Origin of the sequence: Archangium gephyra (assembly GCF_042230915.1) — a bacterium.
Lineage (GTDB): Bacteria > Myxococcota > Myxococcia > Myxococcales > Myxococcaceae > Archangium > Archangium gephyra_B.
Genome location: NZ_CP102578.1, coordinates 5,357,192 through 5,374,539, shown reverse-complemented (window position 1 = coordinate 5,374,539; position 17,348 = coordinate 5,357,192). Strand labels below are relative to the sequence as shown.

9 protein-coding genes are annotated in these 17,348 nt (G+C 70.3%); 4 read left to right on the top strand and 5 right to left on the bottom strand.

Annotation, left to right across the window (positions count from 1 at the left end):
• Positions 1-17 precede the first annotated feature (17 nt).
• Genes NR798_RS21120 through NR798_RS21105 form a run of 4 tightly spaced genes read right to left on the bottom strand, consistent with a single transcriptional unit; the run spans position 18 to position 7,584 of the window.
• Positions 18-4,394, bottom strand: coding sequence for a hypothetical protein (locus NR798_RS21120; RefSeq protein ID WP_375773285.1), 4,377 nt, complete (start codon positions 4,392-4,394; stop codon positions 18-20).
• The gene (locus NR798_RS21115; protein WP_375773284.1) at positions 4,391-6,388 is read right to left on the bottom strand and encodes an SIR2 family protein; all 1,998 of its coding nucleotides are present in this window, start codon (positions 6,386-6,388) and stop codon (positions 4,391-4,393) included. The genes NR798_RS21120 and NR798_RS21115 overlap by 4 nt, the downstream gene beginning before the upstream one ends.
• 51 nt (positions 6,389-6,439) lie before the next feature.
• Complete coding sequence (locus tag NR798_RS21110; RefSeq protein WP_375773283.1) at positions 6,440-7,126, bottom strand: GAF domain-containing protein; 687 nt, start codon at positions 7,124-7,126, stop codon at positions 6,440-6,442.
• Positions 7,123-7,584, bottom strand: coding sequence for a hemerythrin domain-containing protein (locus NR798_RS21105; RefSeq protein ID WP_375773282.1), 462 nt, complete (start codon positions 7,582-7,584; stop codon positions 7,123-7,125). The genes NR798_RS21110 and NR798_RS21105 overlap by 4 nt, the downstream gene beginning before the upstream one ends.
• A gap of 226 nt (positions 7,585-7,810) precedes the next feature.
• Here NR798_RS21105 and NR798_RS21100 point away from each other — a divergent pair, with 226 nt between their 5' ends.
• Positions 7,811-8,251, top strand: a complete 441-nt coding sequence (locus NR798_RS21100) for an ester cyclase (RefSeq protein WP_375773281.1) — start codon at positions 7,811-7,813, stop codon at positions 8,249-8,251.
• Between the two features lie 17 nt (positions 8,252-8,268).
• On the opposite strand, the gene NR798_RS21095 is transcribed toward NR798_RS21100, so the two are convergent.
• The gene (locus NR798_RS21095; protein WP_375773280.1) at positions 8,269-8,553 is read right to left on the bottom strand and encodes a hypothetical protein; all 285 of its coding nucleotides are present in this window, start codon (positions 8,551-8,553) and stop codon (positions 8,269-8,271) included.
• A 100-nt stretch (positions 8,554-8,653) separates the two neighbouring features.
• Between NR798_RS21095 and NR798_RS21090 the strand changes: the two genes are divergently transcribed.
• From NR798_RS21090 to NR798_RS21080, 3 genes are all read left to right on the top strand, one after another.
• Positions 8,654-9,172 (top strand): aminotransferase class V-fold PLP-dependent enzyme, encoded by a 519-nt coding sequence (locus tag NR798_RS21090; RefSeq protein ID WP_375773279.1) that lies wholly within the window; start codon positions 8,654-8,656, stop codon positions 9,170-9,172.
• A gap of 130 nt (positions 9,173-9,302) precedes the next feature.
• Complete coding sequence (locus NR798_RS21085) at positions 9,303-12,152, top strand: ATP-binding protein (RefSeq protein ID WP_375773278.1); 2,850 nt, start codon at positions 9,303-9,305, stop codon at positions 12,150-12,152.
• A gap of 221 nt (positions 12,153-12,373) precedes the next feature.
• Positions 12,374-17,275, top strand: a complete 4,902-nt coding sequence (locus NR798_RS21080; protein WP_375773277.1) for a myxosortase-dependent M36 family metallopeptidase — start codon at positions 12,374-12,376, stop codon at positions 17,273-17,275.
• The last annotated feature ends 73 nt before the right edge of the window (positions 17,276-17,348 follow it).

Genomic DNA, 17,348 nt, shown 5'->3' with positions numbered 1-17,348 from the left:
CGCGGGGCCGGTACCGCTCACGCGGCGGGCGGGGGCACCACGAGGCGCCCCCGGCGGAGATCCTCGAGGTCCTCGGAGAGCCCCTGCTCCAGGCCCCGCTCGGACTCGATGTAGCCGCGCATGAGGGGCACCGGGCAGGACAGCCGCCCCTCGGCGTCCGGCACCAGCACGTAGCTGAGCTCGCGGTGATCCATCGCCTCGTCGAAGTCCGAGGCACTGACATCGGCCCCGCGGGCCTTGAGCGCCACACGGACCTCCTCGCGCGTGGGCTGGCCGAGCAGCAGCGCCTGGCGCACCACCGCCCGGTGCAGCGGCGAGTCCCCGCGCCAGCGGCGGCACTGGTCCCGCAGGTCGCGATCCTCGCGGAGCACCCGTTCCAGGTGCTCGCGGGTGAGCGTCCGGGTGTCCTGGGGCAGCGTCTCCACCAGACCCTTGCAGGCCAGTACGAGCAGGTTCGCGCGCCGCCCGGTCCGCTCCAGCAGGTACTCCGTCGTCGAGGGGGCGTCCCAGGCGAGCCCCAGGGCGGCCATCGGTTCGGTCACCAGGGCGAGCGCCGCGCGTGCGTCCAGGGGATTCAGGCGCTGGTGCTCCGCGAAGTTGCGCAGCGGCTGCTTCTCGTCGAGCACCACGGCCCGGTACAAGTCCCAGAAGCCCGCGAGGATGAAGTACGCGCGCCCCTCCTCCGCCAGCGCGCGCATCACCCGCACCAGGGGATAGCCCGCCTTCGCGTCGGTGCTGACGAAGTCGTCCACCTCGTCGATCAGCCACACGCGGGGCCGCGAGGGCTCTCCCGCCGCCACCTCCTCGAAGGGAGGGAGCGCGGTAGCGTCCGCGGGCACGAGCTTGCGGTGCCGCGCGAGATGACGGTGCAACTCCGCGTCCGCGAGCTCCACATAGTGGACGTCCACGCCCGTCCGCGCCTCCAGCCTCCGCCTGACCGCCATCAGCAGGCTGGACTTGCCCATCTGCCGCTGGCCCACCAACAGGAAGTTGCGGAACGAGCGATCCACCATGTCGCGCAGCTCCCGCTCGCGGCCGAAGAAGAAGCTCTCGCTCTTCACGGCCCCCGCCACCTGGTACGGCGACAGCTCCGACACGGCCACCTGCTCGGCGATGGTGGCCTCGAGCACGCGCACCGGCTCTTCCGCGACGAGCAGATCCCTCAGCCGCTCCGCCGTCAGGACGACCGCGCGCACCTGCGGCACCTGACGCAGCACCTGCACGGCATTCTGCGCCCCCGTGCGATCCAACACGAGCACCTGGCTCGGCCCCTTGCCGTCCTGGAAGACATCCGCCATGCGCCGCCCGGCCTCGCCCGACTCCAGGCGCGGGCCATCCACGACAACCACCGCCGTCTCCTGCGCGAACCGCAGCCGCAGCGGCGGCAACGACACGGCCCACGCTCCCGAAGCCAGGACGCCGCCGAGCCTTCCGCCGACCGCCTCCGAGAAGGCCTCCGCGGCCTCGGCGGCCGTTCCCGCCCCCCGGAGGACGCGCTCCCAACGAACGAGGGGGATTCCCGCCGCCATGACGGTGGCATCGCGGCGCCGGGCCCGCTGGAGCGCGAGATCCGCGGCCCTCATCTCGGAGAGGGAATACGCCCTGAGGGCCGAGGGCGAGGCCGCTGTCTGCACCACCACCGGGTTGCGGTAGACGCGCGTGTAATACACCGCCACGCCCATCAGCAACGCTCCCATCATGAGCGCCCCGTATCTCGCATAGGGCAGCTGCACGTTCACGTTCTCGAAGGTCCGGGTGCTCGTGCGCGGCCACGCCTCGAACCGGGTGGTGAAGGCGAAGGAGAAGGTGCCCGCCTCGAGCATCTCCGGTGGGATGGCCAGGGCGAGCGTCTTCTCCACCCCCGGAGGCAGGTCCTCCAGTTTCTGCTGCGGACTGGCCTGCTCCTGGGCGCCCTCTGCCCGGAACAGCCCGGTGAGCGAGAGCGCTCCCGAAGCCTGCTCACCGGTGTTCTTGAGGGTGAGGGTCAGGTTCTCTCCATCGACGCGGGGCGCATCCACCACCTCCACCTCGGGAGCGCGCAGCCGGATGGGCACCTCGACCGTTGGGCCTTCGCCGTAGGCATGGACGACCTTGATGCGGACTCGCGTGTTCCGCGGAACCGTACCGCCCTCGGGCCGCAGGTAGGACAGTCCGGCTCGAAGGGCTACCGTGCCACCGGGTTCCAGACGCAAGACGGCCGGCGGAGGCAGGAGGACCAGCCCCGGTGGAAGCTCGACCGGCTCGACGCGGATCCAGTACGCCCTGCCCGCCTTGCTGGAATTGGAGACGTGGAGGACGAGCTCGTCCAGCTCGCCGAAATCGCCAGGAGCCGTGCCGGGAGCGGCCGAAACGGAGAGCGCGGAGGCCGCTTCGGGCGGGGGCGGAAGCACGGGCTCCAGCGCTCCATCCTCACGCTTACGCTGGAGGAGACGCCCATCATCGTGGCGCAGGACTCCTCGCTCCGCCCGATGGCTCATCCAGTTCGAGGCCCCATCGGACCAGAACCTGGAGAGCGGACGCCCGTCCGCGGAAGACCACACCCGCACCACCCCGTCCCATCCTCCCGAAGCCACTTCGCGGCCATCCGGGCTGAAGGCAACGGACGTCACGATGGTGGTGCCGCTCATCCTCCTCAACTCCCGCCCGCGCCCCACGTCCCACAACCTCACCGTGTAGTCATTCGCCCCCGAGGCCAGCGTGCGGCCATCCGGGCTGAACGCCACGGAGTTCACCGAGACGTCATGCCCCTTCAAGACATGGACCTGCCGCCAGTTGCCCACCTCCCACAACCAGATCGGTCCACCCACGCCACCCGCAGCCAGCATCCGGCCATCCGGGCTGAACGCGACGTCACCTCGACCATTCCGGCCCTTCAGCGTCCGCACCTTCCGCCCACTGCCCACCTCCCACACACCCACCGTCCCGTCCACATAGCCCAACACCAGCAGCCGGCCATCCGGGCTGAACCGGATGGACTCCGCAGCGGACTTCTCGCCCGTCAGTCTTCGTACCTCCGCTCCCCCCTCCACGTCCCGCAGGCCGACCGCCCCGTCCTCGTATCGCAGTGCCAACATCCGGCTGTCCGGGCTGAACGCGATGCTCCCCCTCCAATCCCGATGACTCGTCAGCCGCATCACCTCTCGCCCACTGACCACTTCCCACACGCGCACCGTTCCATCCGTCCCACTCGAGGCCAGCAGCCGGCCATCCGGACTGAACGCCACCTCCTCCACGGCATCCGGATGTCCCTCCCAGGCCCGCACCTGCCGCCCAGTGCCCACCTCCCACAGCCGCAGCCATCCGTGCTCATGGCCCGAGGCCAGCCATCGGCCATCCGGGCTGAACGCCACGGAGTTCAACCAAGAGGAATGGCCCGCCAGCTTCCACACCTGCCGCCCACTGCCCGCCTCCCACAGCCGCACCGTCCCGTCATTCCCTCCCGACGCGAGGGTGCGGCCATCCGGATGGAAGGCCACTGCCTGCACCGGGAACACGTGACCTTGCAGCCTCCGCACCTCCCGGCCGCTGCCCGCCTCCCACAGCCGCACCGTCCCGTCCGCTCCTCCTGACACCAGAAGGTGGCCATCCGGACTGAACACCACGGACCGCACCCCCCGCGTGTGGCCCTCCAGCTTCCGCACCTCCCGGCCGCTGCCCACCTCCCACAACCTCACCGTTCCGTCCACTCCGCCCGAGGCCAACGTGCGTCCATCCGGGCTGAACGCCACGGCCAACATCTCCTGATGCGTATGGCCTTCCTGCGTCCACACCTCCCGCCTACCGCCCACCTCCCACAGCTTGACCGTCCCGCCATCCCCGCTCGCGGCCAACGTGCGTCCATCCGGGCTGAACGCCACGCTCCGTACCGAACCGGTGTGACCCTCCAACCAGCCCAGTGCCCTCCCGCTCTCCACCTCCCAGAGGCCCACGGCACCGGAGATACCGCCCGTGGCCAACGTGCGTCCATCCGGGCTGAACGCCACGGTCAGGACCGAACCCGAAAGCGAGTTGAAGGAGACCACGAACCTCCGCACCACCCTGCCAGTGCCCACTTCCCACACCATCACCGTCCCGCGCGACGCACACGCAGCCACCAGGCGGCCATCCGGGCTGAACGCCATGGCCTCCGCCAGGTGCAGGCCGTCCAACCTCCGCACCTCCCGGCCGCTGCCCACCTCCCACAATCTCACCGGGCCATCGCCTCCCACCGAAGCCACCCACCGGCCGTCCGGGCTGAAGGCCACGGCTCTGACGTTCCTCATGGGCGCCCACGCCACCTCGTCCAGCAACTCCTGGGACTCGCCCTCGGGAACAAGCACGTCATCCCCGGCCGCGCGGGCGCTCGCCGCCCACAACGACAGAACGATGCAGAGGATGGGAATCCCGTGCCTCACGGCCGCACGTCCTTGCGCGCCAGCGCGTCCCTCGCGGCGAGCTCCACCGCCCGGCAGCGCAGCACGGTCTTCCCCTCCGCGTCACTCCGCACCAGCCCGGCGAAGTACAGACGCACCTCTGGGTGCTCGATGCGGTGATCCAACGGTTCGAGCGCATCCACGGGCCGCCCCGCGAGCACCTCCTCCAGCACGAAGCGGCAGCTCCGCCTCCCCGCGTAGCCGTTGCGCTCGTCCTCGCGCAGCCGGTCCTGGAGCGCGCCTCGCACCGACGGGCTGCGCGCCAGTCTCGCCGTCACCGCCTCGCGGTCGAGAGCCCCGGCTCCGAGCAGGACCTCCTTGAGCAGGCCCAGATGGCCGCCCGTGGCCTCGTGGACCTCGCTGGCCCACCGCTTCCCGTCCAGGCGCACCCCGTCGAGCAACTGGCGCACCTCGTCCACCGTCAGGTCGGGCACTTCGCGCCGCGGCGCGTCCTTGTACACGGAGAACTTCGGCACGTTGTGCAGCAGCCACGCCGCCCGCTCCCCTCCCGCTACCAGCAGGTGGAACTCCACCTTCGACGGCTCCTCCATCAACCGCCGCAGGTGCTTGCCGAGCGTGTCCAGGTGCCCCAGCGGCCCCCACTCGTAGCGCAGGACGAGCAGGTGCTCGCGCCCCAGTCCCACGGCCCGCTGGCGCAGGTGCTCCACCAGGGCATCGAAGCTCGTGACGCTCGCGTCTCCCGCGAGGGCACGGCAGTAGTCGGCCTCCGTGCAGTCCGGCAGGTTCGGCGGCGCCAGCCAGGTGACCCGCTCCCCGTACTGCTCCGCCACCCGGCGCGCCAGCGACCTCGCTCCCCCTTCGTCGGGCGCGAGCAGCACCAGCCGGTGCTGGCTCCGGAGGATCCGCGCGTACTCCTGCTCCAGCGCCGGCCGGGGCACGTGCGGCGGATCCAACGGGATGGGGGGCGCGGCCTGGGGCGCCGCCTGGGGAGGAGCCTGGGGCGCCGGAGAAGGACCGGCCGGGGACGAGAAGGACTCGAGCGCGAAGGCGTCCGGCCTGCGCGAGGGAGAAGACGGCGAGCGGTACATGTCGCCCGGTGCCGACCCGGCGGACAGGAAGGAGAAGGGATCGATGGCGGCCGGTGCCGGCACCTGCTGCCCGAAGGCCGCTCGGGACAGCTCGTTCAGACAGGCCGCCAGGGGCGCGCCGTGATCCTCGTACTCGATGAGCTGGATGTTGTAGCGGGGCCACAGCGCGCCGCGCTCGATGCTCCCCTTCTTCATCAGCGCGAAGCTCGGCACGTGCCGGCCCTTCGTGATGCCCAGCACGTGCTCGATCTGCTTGAGCACGTAGGGGTCGCTGAAGCTGAAGCCCACGTAGAGGAAGGGTTTGGCCCGGATCCACTCGCGCAGCCGCACCAGGGCATTCGTATAGAGCGAGTAGCGCCCATCCTGCTGGGTCCCATCCCCATAAAGCCGCGCGTAGTCGGCCCCACCGAGGATGAGCGTCGAGAGCCGGTGGATGGTGCCGTGGAGGTACCAGAGCCGCGGAGCCTCCGGCGAGGCCTCGGCGTCCATCAGGTTCAGCTCGTCTTCCTGATCATTGGAGATGGACTCCGCGCCGTCCCGGCCCCACAACAGGACATCGTCGTAGTTGGTCGTGAGCATCACCTCGGGCCGCAGACCCCAGAGCGCCCGGACCACGGAGAGATCCGCATCCGCGGGCCGGAGCACGCGCAACCGCTCGCGCAGGAAGCGGTTGAAGCGGAAGGCCCCCATCTCCTTGAAGCCGATCTCCGCCGCCGTGAGGAAGTCGCCCCCGGCGATGCGCTGCCGCACCTCGGCCACCACCGTCTCCGGCAGCGCCTCCTGCTCCAGCCGCTCCGCGAGCCCCTCCAGCAACTGCGTCCACGAGGGAAACAACCCCCGCTTCACCCCCATGCTCACGCCCGCCCCCACGAAGGGAACGACCTGGTGCCTGCGCACCGCCTCGACCAGCTCTCTCGGAAGGTTCATGGCCCCCTCGGTCTCCGCCCGAAGCATAGCCCGGGTCGGCGGACGAGCGGGTCAGGCGGACAAGGCCACCAGCCCCGCCAGGGCTCCCAGGCCCCGCTCGAACTCCTCGAACGAGAGCGTCCCCTCGGCGAAACGCTCGCTGAGGGTCAGCAGCGGCCGGGCCTCGGCGACGGCCAGCCACGCCTCCCGGGCCCTGTCCTCGGCCTCGGAGCGGGACTTCGAGGCCGGCACCTGGCGCGCCAGCTCCTCCAACCGGGCGCTCGTGCGCAGGGCCAGCTCCCCCAGCTTCGCCAGCACCTCCACCTTCAGCCGCGCGGGCTTCGCGTCGATGACGCAGAAGGAGCCCACCGTCCGGCCCAGCACCTTCAGCGGGAAGCCCACGTAGGCCCGGATGCCGTAGCGCTCCACCAGATCCCTGGGCAGGCCGGGCTCGCGCGTGGCGTCCTCGATCTCCATGCACTCGCCCCGGGCCACCACGAACTGGCAGAAGGACGTGCAGCGATCGGTGGCGAGCATCGCCTCGAGATCCGGCGGCAGCCCCACGTGCGCCCGGAAGAACTGGATCTTCCGCACCACCAGGCTCACCAGGGCGATGGGGAAGCCCGTCAACGCGGTGGCCTCGGACACGAGCGCCTGGAGCTGCGGATCCGGCGTGGAATCGAGCAGCGGGGCATCGAAGCAGGACAGCCGCTCGGCGTTGTCGAGCAAGGAGAGATCCTCGGGAGGAATGAAGCTCATCGTCCACCTGCCTGCCGCTGCGGCGAGGAGAGGGTCTGGATGCGCAGGGATTGGGCGGGCTGCATGCGGGACTGCTGGCGGAGGCAGAGCGGGAAGACGGACTTCTCCTCGGTGTCCATCAGGGAGCGCAGGGCGGTGGACACGGTGCGGAAGCGCAACCGGAGCCGGTCCGGATCCGGATCCACGTTCATGAAGAAGCCGAGCACCGCGTTGGACATCACCGACAGGTTGGTACGGAAGATGTTGATCAGCGTGAGCGTGGTCGCATCCCTCGCGTCCTGGCAGGTCGCCACCACCGCGTCGTAGAGCTGCTCCTTGGCCCGCTGGTGCGGCACGAAGACATCATGGAGCTGGCGCAACAGGCCCGGCAGCTCCATCGCGCTCGCCCCCTCGCAGGCGTTGAGAAGCACGCGCAGCCGGCCGTGGTCCTTCTTCAACGTCTCCACCCGATTGATCATGGCAGGGGGACACTGCGACGGGCGTGCCAACCGCCCTCCCCTGGAGACCCTCGGATCCAGCCGGGCTGGAGCTGTAGCGTCCCGCCACACTCCGGGGGCCCCCTGGGCATCGTGGCATTCTGGGACTGTGGCGTTGTGCCACGGCCCGTACCGCGCGAGTCCTTGGAGGGCAAGCAGCCGGCTGCGAAGCTCCGGGCCTTCACTCTCAGCCGAGGACCCTTCCCCCATGCCCGCCCTCACCCAGGAATTCATCAACGACTTCGTGCGCCGCTACGCCGCCGCGTGGACGAAGAAGGAGTCCGCCTCGAACCCGCTCCAGGCGCTCGTCACCGAGGACGTGTACTGGGCGGACCCCATGCTGCCGCAGCCGGGCAAGGGCAGCGCCACGGCGATGATGCTGCTGGAGGCCTCCTTCACCGCCTTCCCGGATCTGACCTGCGAGGTGATGGATCCGCCCTATCTGGCCGCGGATGGCAAGTCGGTGATGTTCCACTGGCGGCTGTCGGGGACGATGTTGGGCGCGCTGCCCACCGGCGCCCAGCCGACCGGCAAGCGCATGTCCGTTACGGGCGTGGACCGCTGGGAGTTCCGTGACGGCCGCATCTGCCACTACCAAGCCTTCTACGATCTCTCCACGATGCTGCGGCAGGTGGGCCTGATCCCGTAGGCCTCGCCGTCAGCCGCCTACGACGGGCGGCCGAGCGCGCCGGAGACGGCGCGGACGAGCGTGTCCGTGTCCTCCTCGGGGTCGACGAGCAGGCAGCGCATGCGCTCGTCCCCGCCCACCACCACGGTGACGCGGTCCTTGGGGCACAGCTTCAGACAACCGCTCTGCACCACGCGCACGTCCCGGCCCAGCTCCTCCCTGAGCGTGCCGCGCAGCCCCTTCGCCCCCGCGCGCTTCATGCACTTGCGGCAGACGAACACCAGCCCCTCCCACCGCGGTTGGACTTCCTTCGGCTGTGCCACGTCGCTCCGTCTCCTTGCCCCACTCCCGGGGACGTGGCTGTAACGGCGGGGATTGGCGGGCTCAAGCCGGACACGCCTCCTCCCTGGGCGAGCAGGCTGGATGTTCGGACCACGGGGCACGGGCTTCATCTGGGGCAGGCCCGAGGCCTGGAAGACCCTGCAGTGCACCATTCCCACCTTCCACTCCCCCTTCGTGCGCATCTGGGCCAAGGACACGCCCTTCCAGGAGCAGCCGCCGGGCCCCCTCATGACCCCGGGAGGCTTCCACTCCTTCGAGCACCGCTGGGCGCTGGGCAAGGCCTTCGAGTTCCACCAGCAGCTGGGGCGGCAACGCGTGGCCGAGCGCATCCACGCGCTCAACCGGCAGATGAAGGAAGGGCTGGCGAAGATGCCGCACGTGCGGCTGCGCACGCCCATGGCCGAGGCGCTCTCCGCGGGCATCCTCTGCTTCGAGGTGGAGGGGTGGAAGGCGTCGGATGTCGTCCACCGCCTCGAGGAGCGCCACATCATCGCCACCGTGACGCCGTACGTGACGAAGTACGTCCGCATCTCGCCCAGCCTGTTCAACTCGCCCGAGGAGGTGGAAACCGCCCTGCGGGAGCTCCGCGCGCTCACATGAACTCCGGGTGTGGGCGGCTCAACGCTGGAGGTCTCAGCGCCCGAGCGCGCCTGGTTGCGCCGTTCACTGCCGGTCGTTGTCGGGGAGAGAGGGCGGGCGGCCGGGAGATCAACCTGTCACGCTCCCCCTCATGATTCCGCTGACGGACACGCACGGCCACGCGCCGCCGCGCCTCGACCAGCTCCTCGAGGTCGTCACGGACGGAGTGCTCGCACTCGACGTCCAGGGGCGGCCCACCTACGTCAACACCAGCGCCGAGCGGCTCCTGGGCCGCGCCCGGAACCTGCTCCTCGGCCGCCCCCTCTGGACGGAGCTGCCCGGGCTGGAGGAGACGGAGCTCGGCCGGGCCTGCCGCCGCGCGCTCGCGGAGGGGACCCCGGCCACGGTGGAGGAGTACGTCGCGCCGCTGGGCACCTGGCTGGAGGCCCGGGTGTTCCCCACCGGCGAGGGGCTGCTCGTCCTGCTCCGGGACGTGACGGCGCTCAAGCAGGTGGAGGCCGGGTCCGCGCGCCTGCACACGCTGATGATGAGCGCTCCCGCCGTGGCCTTCGTGACGCGAGGGCCCCAGCACGTCTTCGAGCTGTCCAACCCGCGCCACCGGCAGCTCCATGGGGGCCGGGAGGTGCTCGGCCGGCCCGCCCGCGAGGCGCTGCCGGAGCTGGAGGGCCAGGGCTTCCTGGAGGTGCTGGACCGCGTCTACACCACCGGCGCCCCCTTCGTGCTGGAGCAGGTGTCGCTCTGGGTGCGCAACGCCGGGGGCCAGCGCGAGGAGCGCCTCTTCCACCTCACCTGCCAGCCGCTGCGCGACGCGGTGGGGCGGGTGGACGGCGTGGCCGCGTTCGCCTTCGAGGTGACGGACCTGGTGCGCTCGCGCTGGAAGGCGGAGCAACTGGCGCGCAGCCTGAGCCGCAGCGAGGCACGCTTCCGCTCCCTGGTGGTGGCCACGTCCACCATCCTCTGGACCACGGATGCCACGGGCGTCTTCCAGGAGGACTCGCCCACCTGGCGGCACTTCACCGGCCAGTCCTTCGAGCAGTGGCGCAACGGCGGCGGGTGGCTGGAGGCCATCCACCCCGAGGATCGGGCCCGGGCGTCGGCGGCGTGGAAGCGGGCCTTCTCCACGCGCGGCCTCTACGATGTGGAGTACCGCCTGCGCCGCACGGATGGCACGTACACCCCGGTGGTGTCGCGCGGCGTTCCCGTGCTGGAGCAGGACGGCTCCGTGCGCGAGTGGGTGGGCTCCATCACCGACATCACCGCGCAGCGGCGGGCGCGCCAGGCGCTGGAGCTCATCTCCGAGGCGAGCGGCGCGCTCTCCTCCACGTTGGAGCTGCGCCAGGCGCTGGAGCGCTTCACCCGGAGTCTGGTGCCGCGCTTCGCCGGGTGGTGCGGCCTCTACCTGCGCCAGGGCGAGGGTCCGCTCGAGCGGGTGGCCTTCACCGACGTGGATCCCGTCCGGGCCCTGCGGCTGCGCAAGGCGGGCCGGCTGCTGGAGGGGCCCTTCGGGCTGCTCACCGAGGCGATGGAGGGCGGCCGGCCCCAGCTCCTCCCCGTGCTCACCGAGGAGGCGCTCGGCGCGGAGACGGACGAGGCGCGGCGGGAGCTGCGGCGGGCCTTCGTGGGGCTGGGGGGAGTCGCGGTGCCCATCTCCCTGGACGAGCGCAAGCTGGGCGTGCTCGTGCTCGCCACGGGCGATGAGCACAGCGCCTACGATGCCGACGACTTCCGGGTGGCCGAGGAGCTGGCGCACCGGGCCGCCATCACGGTGGAGCACGCGCGTCTCTTCGAGCTGGCGCGCCAGGAGCGAGACCGGGCCGAGGAGGCCAACCGCGCCAAGGACGACTTCCTGGCCACCGTCTCGCACGAGCTGCGCACCCCGCTCACGGCCATCCTCGGCTGGTCCAGCATCCTGCGCAGCGGCATGCTCCCCCCGGACAAGCTGGATCGCGCCCTGGAGACGGTGGAGCGCAGCGCCAGGGCCCAGGCGCAGATCGTCGATGATCTGCTGGACATCTCGCGCATCGTCGCCGGGAGGATGCGCCTGGACATGCAGCCGGTGCGGCTGGCGCCCGTGGTGGAGGCGGCGCTCGACACGGTGCGCCCGGCGGCGGCGGCCCGGAACATCCGCATCGAGGCGCAGCTGGAGCCTGGAGCGGGCCCCGTTCAGGGTGACGCCCAGCGGCTGCAGCAGGTGGCGTGGAATCTCCTCACCAACGCCATCAAGTTCACGCCGGATGGAGGCCGGGTGGGCATCCGGCTGCGGTGCGTGGAGGAGCACGTGGAGCTGGAGGTGACGGACTCGGGCAAGGGCATCGATCCCGCCTTCCTGCCGCACGTCTTCGAGCGCTTCCGTCAGGGCGACGGCAGCTCCACCCGCCGCTACGGAGGCCTGGGGCTGGGGCTGTCCATCGTGCGCCATCTGGTGGAGCTGCACGGTGGCACCATCCAGGCGCACAGCGAGGGCGAGGGCCGCGGCTCCTCCTTCACCCTACGGCTGCAGCGGGTGGCCGCGGCGCGGGCTCCCGAGGGCTCGTCCCAGCCGAACGCTCCGGTGCTCGTGGATCCGTCACTGTCCGCGTACCTGCCAGATCTCTCCGGCGTGCGCGTGCTGGTGGTGGATGACGAGCAGAGCACCCGCGAGCTGCTCCGGGCGCTGCTGGAGGATCGCGGCGCGGTGGTGACTCCCGCCTCCAGCGCGGCCGAGGGCCTCGAGCTGCTCCAGCGCGCTCCGCCGGACGTGCTCGTCTCGGACATCGGCATGCCGGACGAGGATGGTTACGCCTTCATCCGCCAGGTGCGCGCCCTGCCTCCGGCGCGGGGAGGCCAGGTGCCCGCCGCCGCCCTCACCGCCTATACCCGGCTGGAGGATCGCACGCGCGCCCTGAGCGCGGGCTTCCACGTGTATGTGCCCAAGCCGGTGGATCCGATCGAGCTGGTGATGGCGCTCGCCAATCTGCTCAACCGCTTCGCCCAGCGCTGAGGGCGGCGTCCAACACAACCGCAATTCATTGCCCTCCGTGGAAATCGCGCGGAGCGCACTGCTTGCAACTCCGCTGCCTGCTCTTCGATGAGGAGAGCTGGCGGCCCGGGGCGCTTGGACGGCCCGTCAAATTCACGACTATCATGCGACCTTCCGGACCCTGGCTCGTTCAGTAGGGGATGTGGAGACCGGAAACCCCCACAGTTCAGTACGGAGGCTGCATGCGTTTGAGGCAGACGTTATGGGCCGGCTTGCTGCTCACGCCCCTCGCGAGCGGGAGTGCCCTGGCAGCGAATCGCGGTAATTACGACGCCTTCCTGGCACGTCAGGAGGACAAGGGGCTCGTCGCCCAGGACGATTCTCTCCGGACGCGCGGCCTGCGCGTGTCGCAGATGGAGGATCGGCTCGGCGTGCCGAGCTTCGTGTGGAACACCCGTGCGGGCTCGGGCCCGGCCACGGGGGTGAGCGCCAAGATGACGGGGGCGCGCAAGCCGGAGCAGGCCGCTCGCGCGCACCTGCAGTCGGTGGCGGACCTGTACCGCCTGGGCAGCGAGGATGTGTCGGCCGCGCAGCTGAAGTCGGTGCACCAGACCGGCAAGGGCCCCGTCATCGCCCGCTTCGCCCAGCAGGTGGACGGCATCGAGGTCTTCCGCAACGAGGTGAAGGTCGTCATGGACCGCAACCTCGAGCTGGTGGCCGTGTCCGGCTACCTGGCGCCGGCGCAGTCGGCCCGCAAGGCCAGCCTCGGCACCGCCAGCTCCTTCAAGCTCCCGGCCGAGCAGGCCATCGCCATCGCCTTCCAGGACCAGACCGGCATCTCCATGCCGGCGCGCGGCTTCGTGTCCAACGGCAAGGTGAACGGGGCCTACTCGCACTTCGAGCTGGACGCGAGCGTGAGCTCCGCCCACGTCCTCACCCACGCGCTGGTGGTGCCCGCGCGCGCCAAGAAGGTCTACTACACGATGCCGGACGGCCTGGTGCCGGCCTGGTACGTGGAGATGAACACCGCCCTCCAGAACACCACGGGCTCGGACTACCACTCCTTCGTGGTGTCCGCGGTGGACGGCGCGCTGTTGATGCGCAACAACCTGTCCGCGCACGCCGGCACCAGCTACCGCTACAAGGTCTGGGCGGAATCGACGGAGCCCTTCACCCCGTATGACGGCCCGCACGGCACCGGCACCACGCCCTACGCGCCCGGCGTTCCGGACGGCGTGGACGTGCGGTTGGATCTGCTGCCCAACACCATCAACATCTCCAGCCTGCCCGGAAATGATCCGTGGCTGCCGGCGGGCGCCACCGAGACGGTGGGCAACAACGTGGACGCCTACGCGGACCTGTCGTCCCCGGACGGCTTCCAGTACGGCAGCAACGACGTGCGCGCGGCCCTCGCGGGCGAGAGCACGGATCCGGGCTTCGACTACGTCTACGATCTGTCCAAGGCGCCCGGCTTCAACGCCACCCAGCGCCAGGCGGCGGTGACGAACCTCTTCTACGTCACCAACTGGTTGCACGACTCGTTCTACGCGGCCGGCTTCGACGAGGCCTCCGGCAACGCGCAGGCGGCCAACTTCGGCCGCGGCGGTGTCGAGGGCGACCGGATGCGCGCCGAGGCCCAGGACTACGGCGGCACCGACAACGCGAACATGTCCACCCCCGCGGATGGCGCGTCCCCGCGGATGCAGATGTACGTGTTCACCCCGGTCGCGCGCTTCGGGCTCGACGTCAACACCCCCGCGAGCCTGGTCGTCACGCCCTCGGCGGCCCAGTTCGGCTCCCAGGAGTACGATCTCACCGGCGACGTGGTGCTGGCACGCCACGGCACGGTGACGGACGGCTGCAGCACGGAGGCGTTCACCAACGCGGCGGACATCGCCGGCAAGATCGCCCTGCTGGACCGCGGCACCTGCGCCTTCACCATCAAGACGAAGAACGCGCAGAACGCGGGCGCCATCGGTGTGATCCTCGCCAACAACACGTCCGGCGGCATCACCCCCATTGGCGATGATGCCTCCATCACCGTCCCGGTGGTGGCCGTGCTGCAGAGCAACGGCGCCGCCCTCAAGAAGGCGCTCGGGACGGGCCCCGTCAACGTGCGCATGGTGAAGTTCAAGCCCGGTGTGGCCCGCGACGGCACGCTGGACAACGCCATCGTCGCCCACGAGTGGGGCCACTACATCAGCAACCGCCTCATCGGTGACGCCAACGGCCTGAACAACTACCAGGGCGGCGCCATGGGCGAGGGCTGGGGCGACTTCCACGCCCTGATGATGCAGGTGCGCGATTCGGACAGGACCATCTCGGGCAACAACTTGTTCCAGGGCGTCTACACGGTGTCCTCGTACGTCACCAGCGGCCCCGGCGTCCCCGGTGCCTACTACGGCATCCGCCGCGTGCCCTACTCCACCTCGTTCAGCAAGAACGGCCTCACCTTCAAGCACATCGCCAACGGCAATCCGCTGCCGGACACGCACCCCGTGTCGAGCGGCCATGACGGCCGGGCCAACTCCGAGGTCCACAACGGTGGCGAGGTATGGGCTACCATGCTGTGGGAGTGCTACGTCTCGCTGCTCAACGCCTACCCCTTCGGGGAGGCGGAGAGCCGGATGAAGCAGTACCTGGTGGCCGCCTACAAGGCCACCCCGTCGAGCCCCACCTACATCGAGGCGCGTGACGCCCTGCTGTCGGTGGCCAAGGCCTCGGATGCCGCGGACTACACGCGCTTCGTGAATGCCTTCGCCCGGCGCGGCATGGGCTTCGGCGCCAAGGCGCCGGACCGCGACTCCCAGGACTTCATCGGCGCGGTGGAGAGCTTCCAGGCCGGCACCAACCTGGAGGTGGTGAGCATCAAGCTGGACGACACCCTCGCCGGGTGTGATCAGGACGGCGTGCTCGACGTGGGCGAGACGGGCTACCTCACCCTCACCTTGCGCAACGTGGGCGGGAACAGCACCAGCCCCTTCAACGCCAATGTCTTCCCTTCCGGTGAGAGCGCCACCTTCGAGCTGTTCGCGGGCAACGCCATCAGCTTCCCGGCCCTGGCCCCCATGCAGACGGTGACCCGGAAGCTCCCGGTCAAGCTGCAGGCCACCACCGGTGCCGAGCCCCGCGCGGGCATCCTCGTGACGCTCGATGAGCCCACGCTCCCCGATCCGTTGAGGCCGGTGCGCTACAACGGCCTCGTCAACACCGACGAGTCCGCGGGCACCAGCGACCTGGACACGGTGGAGGCCCAGACGACCGCGTGGACCTCGTCCGTCGCCGGCTTCGGCGCGGAGCAGCCCTGGCAGCGCGTGGTGGAGAACGGCAACCGCTTCTGGACCGGCCGCGACCTGCCCTTCACCTCCGACATCGCCCTCGCCTCCCCCTGGGTGCAGGTGCGTACCGACGCGGACTTCATCTTCCGCTTCAAGTACCGCCACTCCTTCGAGACGCCCAACGGCGGCGGCTCGCCCGGGTACGACGGCGCCGTGGTGGAGTTCACCACCGACGGCCTCGAGTGGCACAACGTCTTCGACTACGACGTGGACCCCGGCTACACCGAGTACATCGGCGATGGCAGCTTCTCCAACCCGCTCGACGGAGCGCCCGGCTACACCGGCCTGAGCGCGGCCTTCCCCGGGTTCGACGAGGCGGAGCTGGACTTCGGCCGCGCGCTCGCGGGCAAGCGCGTGCAGTTCCGCTTCCGGATCGGCTCCGATCCGGGCGTGGGCGCGCACGGCCTGGACGTGGATGACCTGCAGTTCGTCGGCATCGACCCCCGGCAGTTGCCCTTCGGTGGCCCCGTTCGCGAGGCCTTCGAGGGTCCTGCGGGCGATCCCTCGGCCCCTGCCTGCAACCGCCGCCCGGTGGCCCACGCCGGCAAGACGCCGCAGGCAGTCGCCAACTTCACCGTGCAGCTGGATACGGGTAACAAGCTGTACAACACGGTGAAGCTCGACGGCAGCGGCAGCTTCGATCCGGATGGCGACGCGATCACCTACACGTGGACCCAGCTGTCCGGTCCCCCCGTGACGCTCACGGGTGCCAACACGCCCCGGCCCTCCTTCGAGCCCCGCGTGGAGAACAGCGAGACCTTCGTCTTCCAGCTCGTGGTCAACGACTCGAAGGAGAACAGCGCTCCCGCCCTCGTCACCGTCTATGTGATCACGGATCACGATCCGGTGGCGGACGCGGGTGAGGAGAGCCATGTCCCCAGCCGCGGTGTCGCCACCCTCTCCGGCTCGGTGACGGATCCGGATGGGGACCCCGTGCTCGCGGTCGTCTGGACGCAGCTCAGCGGCCCGGCGGTGACGCTGAAGGATGACGGCGCGCTCACCACGACCTTCACCGCGCCGGACGTGAAGGTGGACACGGAGCTGGTGTTCAGCCTCGAGGCCTACACCACCAACCTGATGGCCGTGGACACCGTCAAGGTGGTCGTCCACAAGTCCAACCGCCAGCCCGTGGTCAAGGGTCCCAACGACAAGATGGTGGAGGAGCGGACCCACCTCTCGCTCGACGCCGAGGGCATGGACGCCGACGACGACGCGCTCAGCTACACGTGGGAGCAGACGGGTGGCCCGGTCGTGGAGCTGACGGGTGCAGACACCGCCACGCTGAGCTTCACCACGCCCGAGGTGCTGGGCGACACCCTGATGACCTTCCGCCTCATGGTGAAGGACCCGGAGGGTGCGCAGAGCGAGGCCGTCACCGTCAACCTGCTGGTGACGAACGTCAACCGCGCGCCCACGGCGCTGGCCCGGAAGATCGCCGGCGGCAGCGTGGCGGGTGACAGCATCACGCTGGATGGCACCGGCTCCACGGATCCGGACGGCAACGCGCTCACCTACCAGTGGACGCAGGTGTCCGGCCCGTCCGTCACGCTCACCCCGGCGGATGGCTCGATCACCAGCTTCGTGTCTCCCAAGTCCAAGGATGGCGCCACGCTCGTCTTCGAGCTGACGGTGTCCGACGGCAAGGCGTCCGCGAAGCAGCAGGTGACGGTGGACGTGCCCAAGGAGCAGCAGGGCGGCATGGGCTGCTCCAGCACGGGCGGCTCCGGCCAGAGCTCGATGGTGTCGATGCTGCTGCTCGGCGCCGGCCTGCTCTTCTCGCGCCGCCGTGCCTTCGGCCGCGGGTAGTGTGACCGCGGGCCCCGGGCCCTGTTGAACGAGGGGTGGCCTCCGGGCCGCCCCTCTTCTTTTTCAGCCTGGC